Annotated in this window: 6 protein-coding genes; 3 read left to right on the top strand and 3 right to left on the bottom strand. The window is 68.4% G+C overall.

Annotation, left to right across the window (positions count from 1 at the left end):
* Nucleotides 1–12: 12 nt before the first annotated feature.
* Entirely contained in the window at nucleotides 13–903 is an 891-nt protein-coding gene (gene sucD / locus ABD231_RS24930) for a succinate--CoA ligase subunit alpha (protein ID WP_344156654.1), read from the bottom strand.
* Nucleotides 904–915: 12 nt separating this feature from the next.
* Entirely contained in the window at nucleotides 916–2,091 is a 1,176-nt protein-coding gene (gene sucC, locus ABD231_RS24925) for an ADP-forming succinate--CoA ligase subunit beta (RefSeq protein WP_344156651.1), read from the bottom strand.
* Nucleotides 2,092–2,287: 196 nt separating this feature from the next.
* Here sucC and ABD231_RS24920 point away from each other — a divergent pair, with 196 nt between their 5' ends.
* The 3 genes from ABD231_RS24920 to ABD231_RS24910 are packed head-to-tail and all read left to right on the top strand — an operon-like array spanning nucleotide 2,288 to nucleotide 5,695.
* Nucleotides 2,288–3,922 (top strand): glycoside hydrolase family 13 protein, encoded by a 1,635-nt coding sequence (locus ABD231_RS24920; RefSeq protein WP_344156648.1) that lies wholly within the window; start codon nucleotides 2,288–2,290, stop codon nucleotides 3,920–3,922.
* A 22-nt stretch (nucleotides 3,923–3,944) separates the two neighbouring features.
* Complete coding sequence (locus tag ABD231_RS24915; protein ID WP_344156645.1) at nucleotides 3,945–4,505, top strand: TetR/AcrR family transcriptional regulator; 561 nt, start codon at nucleotides 3,945–3,947, stop codon at nucleotides 4,503–4,505.
* On the top strand, nucleotides 4,502–5,695 hold the full coding sequence (locus tag ABD231_RS24910) for an MFS transporter (RefSeq protein ID WP_344156642.1): 1,194 nt from the start codon (nucleotides 4,502–4,504) through the stop codon (nucleotides 5,693–5,695). Before ABD231_RS24915 ends, ABD231_RS24910 begins: the two co-directional genes overlap by 4 nt.
* On the opposite strand, the gene ABD231_RS24905 is transcribed toward ABD231_RS24910, so the two are convergent.
* Nucleotides 5,688–6,434, bottom strand: a complete 747-nt coding sequence (locus ABD231_RS24905) for a carbohydrate ABC transporter permease (protein ID WP_380160710.1) — start codon at nucleotides 6,432–6,434, stop codon at nucleotides 5,688–5,690. The two genes, ABD231_RS24910 and ABD231_RS24905, sit on opposite strands and share 8 nt — an antisense overlap.
* Between the last annotated feature and the right edge of the window lie 19 nt (nucleotides 6,435–6,453).

Raw genomic sequence — 6,453 nt, 5'->3', positions numbered from 1 at the left:
TCGCGCTGTGACTTACTTCGCCAGGTTCTGCATGATTTCGCGCATCAGGTTGGCGGTCTCGGTCGGGGTCTTGCCGACCTTGACGCCGACGGCCTCGAGGGCCTCCTTCTTCGCGGCCGCGGTGCCTGAGGAGCCGGAGACGATGGCGCCGGCGTGGCCCATGGTCTTGCCCTCGGGGGCGGTGAAGCCGGCCACGTAGCCGACGACCGGCTTGGTGACGTTCTCCTTGATGAAGGCGGCGGCGCGCTCTTCGGCGTCGCCGCCGATCTCGCCGATCATCACGATCGCGTCGGTGTCCGGGTCGTCCTGGAACGCCTGCAGGGCGTCGATGTGCGTGGTGCCGACGATCGGGTCGCCGCCGATGCCGATCGCGGTGGAGAAGCCGAAGTCGCTCAGCTCGTACATCATCTGGTAGGTCAGCGTGCCCGACTTGGACACCAGACCGATCCGGCCGGCGCCGGCGATGCTCGCCGGGATGATGCCGGCGTTGGACTCACCGGGGGTGATGATGCCCGGGCAGTTCGGGCCGATGATCCGGGTGGTGCCGGAGGCCTGCGCGGCGGCGAAGAACGCGGCGGTGTCGTGCACCGGCACGCCCTCGGTGATCACCACGACCAGCGGCACCTCGGCCGCGACGGCCTCCAGTACGGCGTCCTTGGTGAACTTCGGCGGCACGAAGATGACCGACACGTTCGCACCGGTCTCCTTGACGGCGTCCGCGACGGTGCCGAACACGGCCACCGACGTACCGTCGAAGTCGACGCTCGTGCCCGCCTTGCGCGGGTTGACGCCACCGACGATGTTCGTGCCGGACGCGAGCATCCGCGTCGTGTGCTTGGTGCCTTCCGAGCCGGTCATGCCCTGGACGATGACCTTGCTGTCCTTGGTCAGGAAGATAGACATTTCAGCGATCCCTTACTTCGCAGCCAGCTCGGCGGCCCGCTTGGCGGCGCCGTCCATCGTGTCGACCCGCTCCAGACCGGCGAGGCCCGCCTCGTCGAGAATGCGGCGGCCCTCCTCGGCGTTGTTGCCGTCCAGCCGGACGACCAGCGGCTTGCTGACGGCCTCGCCGCGGGCGGCGAGCAGCTCGAAGGCCTGCACGATGCCGTTCGCGACCGCGTCACAGGCGGTGATGCCACCGAAGACGTTGACGAACACGCTCTCCACCTGGGCGTCGGAGATGATGATCTCCAGCCCGTTGGCCATCACCTCGGCCGAGGCGCCGCCACCGATGTCGAGGAAGTTGGCAGGCTTGACGCCACCGAACTCCTCACCGGCGTACGCGACGACATCGAGGGTCGACATGACCAGGCCCGCGCCGTTGCCGATGATGCCGACGGAACCGTCGAGCTTCACGTAGTTGAGGCCCTTGGCCTTGGCCGCGGCCTCCAGCGGGTCGGCCGCCGACGAGTCGGCGAAGTCCGCGTGCTCCGGGTGCCGGAAGTCGGCGTTCTCGTCCAGCGAGACCTTGCCGTCGAGGGCCTCGACCCGGCCGTCCTTCAGCTTGACCAGCGGGTTCACCTCGACCAGCGTCGCGTCCTCGCTCAGGAAGACGCCGTACAGCTTGACGATCTCCGGCGCGACGGCGTCGATGATGTCGGCCGGGTAACCGGCCGCGGTGGCGATCTCGCGGGCCTTGGCCTCGTCGACACCGGTGGCCGGGTCGATCGAGATCTTGGCGACCGCGTCGGGGTTCGTGTGCGCGACCTCTTCGATCTCCATCCCGCCGGCGGCGGAGGCGATGCAGAGGTAGTTGCGGTTGGCCCGGTCGATCAGGAAGGAGAAGTAGTACTCCTCCGCGATCGCCGCGGCCGGGACGATGTTCAGCGTCTTGACGACGTGACCCTTGATGTCCAGACCAAGGATTTCGCGAGCGCGTGCCTCGGCCTCGTCCGGGTTGGCGGCGAGCTTGACGCCACCGGCCTTGCCGCGGCCGCCGGTCAGCACCTGGGCCTTCACGACCACCGTGCCGCCGCCGAGCTTCTCGGCCGCCGCGCGGGCGTCCTCCGGCGTGTTGACGACTTCACCCACCGTCGTCCCTACACCGTGCTTGGCGAAGACAGTCTTCGCCTGGTACTCCATCAAGTCCACGACTGTGGTCCCTCTCTCGCCTGTTCGAGTCCCGCGTTGTCCAGATTAGGCACGGCAGGCTGCGGTGCAGAGGGCACGGTCGCCGGCGCGTTCCGTCGGCCTGAGACTAGCCACCTCGGCACCCGGTGCGACAGTCGGGGTACACGCTGAGACGACCGTCACAACCTTGTCGGTGCCCCGTGGCAGGCTGGGCCCCATGACTGATCCAGGCACCAGACCAGCTGACGACTGGTGGCGTAGCGCCGTCGTCTACCAGGTTTACCCGCGGTCGTTCGCCGATGCGGACGGTGACGGCACCGGCGATCTGAACGGTATCCGCGCCCGGCTGCCCTACCTGGCCGACCTCGGCGTGGACGCGATCTGGATCAGCCCCTGGTACCCGTCCCCCCTGCTCGACGGCGGGTACGACGTCTCCGATTATCGCGACATCAATCCCGAATTCGGCACCCTGGCCGACGCGGACGCCCTGATCGCCGAGGCGCACGCGCTCGGACTGCGGATCCTGATCGACCTGGTCCCGAACCACTGCTCCTGGGAGCACCCGTGGTTCAAGGCCGCCCTCGCAGCCGGCAAGGGTTCGCCCGAGCGCGACCTGTTCTGGTTCCGCGACGGGGTCGACGGCCGCCCGCCGACGAACTGGCCGGCCAGCTTCGGCGGTGGCGCCTGGCAGCAAATCGATGACGGCCAGTGGTATCTGCACATGTTCGACATCTCCCAGCCCGACTGGAACTGGGACCACCCGAAGGTGCTCGAGGAGTTCGACTCGATCCTGCGGTTCTGGTTCGACCGTGGCATCGACGGGTTCCGGATCGACGTGGCCGATTCGATGGCCAAGGACGCGACACTGCCCGACGTACCGCTGAAGGACGGTCAGCCGACGCACGAGAAGTATGTCGGCAACCCGTACTACGACCAGCCGGGCGTGCACCCGATCCACCAGCGCTGGCGAGCGATCGCCGATGAGTACGCCGGTACGCCGCAGGGCCCGCGGGTTTTCGTGGCCGAGGCGTGGTTGTCGCCACCGGAGCGACTGGCCAAGTACGTGCGGCCGGATGAGCTGCACTCGGCGTTCAACTTCGACGCGCTGCGCGCTTCGTGGGATGCGAAGGACCTGCGCGAGGTGATCGACCGGTCCACGGGGAGCCTGTGGGCGGTCGGTGCGCCCGCGACCTGGGTGCTGAGCAACCACGACACGATCCGGCACCGCACTCGGTACGGCCGGGCGCTGGAAGACGCGCTGGAGGGGGCGGGCGTCGTACCGACTGATCTGGAGCGCGGGCTGCGCCGGGCCCGGGCGGCTGCGCTGTTGGAGCTTGCGCTGCCGGGTGGGGCGTACATCTACCAGGGTGATGAGCTCGGGCTGCCCGAGGTTGAGGATCTGCCGGAGGAGGTGCTCGACGACCCGGTGTGGGAGCGGTCTGGGCACACGAACCGCGGTCGGGACGGGTGCCGGGTGCCGATCCCGTGGTCGGGGACAGAGCCGCCATACGGGTTCGGACCGGGTGAGGGTCAGCCGTGGTTGCCGCAGCCGGCTGACTGGGCGTCGCTGACCGCGGAGGCTCAGGTGGGTGACCCGAATTCTCACCACAGTCTCTACAAGGCCGCACTGCAGATCCGGCGGGAGCACCCGGAGTTGGGCGAGGGCCGGCTGACCTGGGACGAGGACGCACCGGCCGATGTGCTGTCCTTCACCCGCGGGTCGTTCCGCTGCGTCACCAACCTCGGTACGGCGCCGACCACGCTGCCGCCGTACCAGCAACTGCTGCTCACCAGCGCCCCGGTGTTCGACGGACAGCTGGCATCGGACGCGACCGCCTGGCTGACTATTTGAACATCGCTGTATAGTTCTGAACATGAGTGTTCAGACGGAAGTGATCCTGGAGGTCGCCGCCAAGGTCCTGACCGCCAACCCGGCAGCCTCGCTGGCTGACGTCGCGAGCGCTGCCGGGGTTGGCCGGACCACGCTGCACAACCGCTTCCCGACCCGGGAGGCGCTGCTGCTCGCGCTCGCCTACGACTCGCTCGACCACTGCGCCGCGGCCTTCGTCGCGGCCGGGGTGGAGGCGGTCGACGCGAACACTCCCCCGGCGGAGCTCTACGCCGTACTCAAGCGCGTGGTCGAGGCGCTCATCCCGCTCGGTCCGCGGATCGACTTCCTGTTGCAGCATCCGCGGGCGAGCGTCGACCAGGAGCTGCACGACCGCATCGAGGAGCTCGACGCCCCGCTTGAGCGCTTTGTCACGCACGCCCAGGCGGCCGGCCTGATCGCGCGCGACCTCACCCCGTGGTGGGTGGTCGCCACGATCTACTCGCTCACCTACTCCGCCTGGGACGGCATCGCCGCCGGCAAACTCGCCCCGCGGGACGCCGGACCGCTGACGCTCCGCACCCTGCAGCACGGGGTTGCACCGTGAGCCTCGCTCGCCCGCTCCACGGCCTGCTCGGCGCCACCGCTCTGTCCGTCACCGGGAACGCGATCGTCGCCGTAGCCGTGCCCTGGTTGATCTTCCAGCGGACCGGCAGCGCCACCGCAGCCGGAGTCGCAGGCGCGGCAGCGATCGCACCTATCGTCTTGTCCGCGCTCTTCGGCGGTGCGCTCATCGATCGCCTCGGCCGCCGGTTCTGCGCAGTCGGCGCCGACCTGCTGAGCGCGACTGCCGTTGCCCTGCTCGCGATTCTCGACGAGGCGTTCGGCCTGCCGTTCTGGGGGATCCTCGTGCTCGTCGCCCTCGGCGCCCTCTTCGACGGCCCCGGCGCGGCCGCCCGCGAGACGCTGCGGCCGGACGTCGCCCGCGCCACCGGTACGCCGCTCACCCGCGTCAACGCCTGGGGCGAGGCCGCCGAGGCGATCGGCGCACTGGCCGGGCCCGGCATCGCCGGCGTACTGCTGGTCGCGATGGGCGGCTTCAACGTCCTCTGGGTCACCGTAGGAATGTTCTTGCTCTCGGCAACCATCACCGCGCTCACCATCCCGAAGCACCTCTCACCCGCACCGGCCCACGAGCCCTACCTACGCTCGATCGCCACCGGCCTCCGGTTCCTGATCACCGAGCCCGGCCTGCGCACGGTCGCGATCACCGCTGCGGTGTTGGTCGGCTTCATCGCCCCATTCGAGTCTGTTGTCCTGAACGCACACCTCCAGGACAACGGCCTGGCCGACTACTACGGCTTCGTCGTAGCCGCCTTCGCCGCCGGCGGCCTGATCGGCGCCATCCTGTACGGCGCAGTCGGCCACCGTCTCCGCGAACGCGGCGTGCTGATCGGCTCACTCGTCATCAGCACCATCGGCCTAGCCGCCTTCGCGCTACTCCCGTCCATCCCCCTGATGATCGCGCTAGCCTTCACCACCGGAATCGCCACCGGCCCGATCAACCCAGTCGTCGCAGTCATCATGCAGGCCCGCACCCCCGAGAATCTCCGCGGCCGCGTCATCGGCAGCTACACCTCAATCGCCCTGGCCACAGGCCCCATCGGCCTACTAGCCATGGGCCCCATCGTCGACCACGCCACCCCAGCCACCGGCTTCATCGTGATAGCCACCGGCTGCGCCCTGGCCACCGCGTTCGTCGCGGCGGCCAGGGCACTCAAAAAGCCAACTACTTGACGCCACCTGCGGTGAGGCCGGCGACGATGCGGCGCTGGAAGATCAGTACGGCGATCACCAGCGGAATGGTGACGACCACACCGGCCGCCATCTGACTGCCGAACGGTTGGTCGCGACCCGACGTACCGGTGAACCCGGCGATGACGACGTTGGCCGTCTGGATCTCCTTGCGGTTCACCATGCTGAGCGCGATCAGGAACTCGTTCCAGGCCGCGATGAAGGTGATGATCGCGGTGGTGAACACACCGGGTGCGGCCAGCGGGATGATCACCTTGCGGAAGGCCTGGGCCGGCGTACAGCCGTCGACCATCGCCGCCTGCTCGAGTTCGCGCGGCATCTGACGGAAGAACGCGGTCAGGTTCCACACGGCCAGGGGCAGGGCGAACGACAGGCTGGGCACGATCATCGCCTGGTAGGTGTTGATCCACTCGATGTCGCTGAACAGCTTCTTCAGCGGGATCACCAGCGAGATCCCGGGGAACATCGAGGTGGTGATGATGATCGCCAGGACGGCGTTCTTGAACTTGAAGTCCAGCCGGGCCATCGTGTACGCCGCGACCATGCCGATCACCAGCGTCAGGATCGTCACGGTGCCGGCCACGATCAGGCTGTTCAGCAGCCCCCGGCCGAAGCCGGTACCGGGCTTGAACACATCGGTGAAGTTGTCGATCGACCACCGGGTCGGAATGATCGAGTTGTCGAACTGGTCGGTCGGCCGGCGGAACGCCGACACCAGCATCCAGTAGAACGGCAACAGG

The sequence above is a fragment of the Kribbella yunnanensis genome (assembly GCF_039529655.1).
Taxonomy (GTDB): Bacteria; Actinomycetota; Actinomycetes; order Propionibacteriales; family Kribbellaceae; genus Kribbella; species Kribbella yunnanensis.
The sequence above is the reverse complement of the archived record's forward strand: the minus strand, read 5'-3'. Positions and strand labels throughout refer to the sequence as shown.